General features: G+C 43.5%; 2 protein-coding genes. Both read left to right on the forward strand.

Going from position 1 to position 1,035, the window contains the following annotated elements; genetic code table 11:
* The coding region (locus ACWFR1_RS40550) for an ATP-binding cassette domain-containing protein (protein WP_453561192.1) at window positions 1–543 on the forward strand (543 nt) is incomplete at its 5' end.
* Window positions 540–1,035 (forward strand): ABC transporter permease (locus tag ACWFR1_RS40555; RefSeq protein WP_453561195.1); only part of this gene is annotated, 496 nt, incomplete at its 3' end. The genes ACWFR1_RS40550 and ACWFR1_RS40555, both read left to right, overlap by 4 nt.

Consider the following 1,035-nt stretch of genomic DNA (forward strand, 5'->3'; position numbering starts at 1 on the left):
GATTTTAAAGGGCATATTGCCTGGAACGACTGTTCATTTGCATATATTCCGGAGCATCCGTCCTTTTACGAAGAACTGACGCTGTGGGAGCATTTGGATCTGATCAGCACACTCTACGGCATTGAAGAGAGAGAATTTGCGCATCGGGCCCAAAGCCTGCTGCAGACGTTTTCGCTTGATCAGGTTAAACATGAGCTGCCTGTCACCTTTTCAAAAGGCATGCAGCAAAAACTAATGCTTATCCAGGCCTTTCTCTCTAAGCCGGATATGTATGTGATTGATGAACCGTTTATCGGCCTTGATCCGATATCGACGAAACGCTTTGTGGACATGCTTAAGGCTGAAAAAGAACGTGGAGCCGGAATTCTTATGTGCACGCATGTACTCGATACCGCGGAAAAAATCTGTGACCGGTTTTATATGATTGAGAAAGGTTCATTATTTCTCCAAGGCACGTTAAAAGATATTCAGGACAAGACCGGATTAGAGGGGCAGTCATTGCTTGACTGTTTTTATCAGGCAGTTCAAGGTGATCGGCCATGAACGGGCGTACGCTCTTTTTTCGAAGGCTGTTTGACTATTACAAGTATCAGTTTAAAGTGTTGCATGCGGTCATTGACTGGACAGTCGCTCTCTATATTGTTTTGCCGGCGATTGCTTTTGTCATCTATCAGTATATTGATTTGATGAATGGAAGAGGTCTTCTTTATGAGTGGTCTGAAGTGGCGGAGTGGAGATGGCTGTACGCTGTGTGTGGGCTGATCATGTTTACAGGCTCGATTCGTACATTTTTAATGGAAGCGGACAAAGTGTTTTTGCTGCAAAAGAAGGAAATCATCTATCAGCTCAAACGGTACGCGCTTTTGTATTCTTTTCTCGTCACGATGGCTAAATGGCTGCTTCTCTTTTTCATTGTCCTTCCCTTGATCAGTCATTCTGTTCACATCACATTCGCAGAAAGCACTGCTCTATTGTGTTATTTGTTTGGCCTTCATATATTCTTTTTATCCTTAAAGCAAGACAGGATCAGAAAGC

The organism is Streptomyces sp. NPDC055103 (assembly GCF_053607625.1).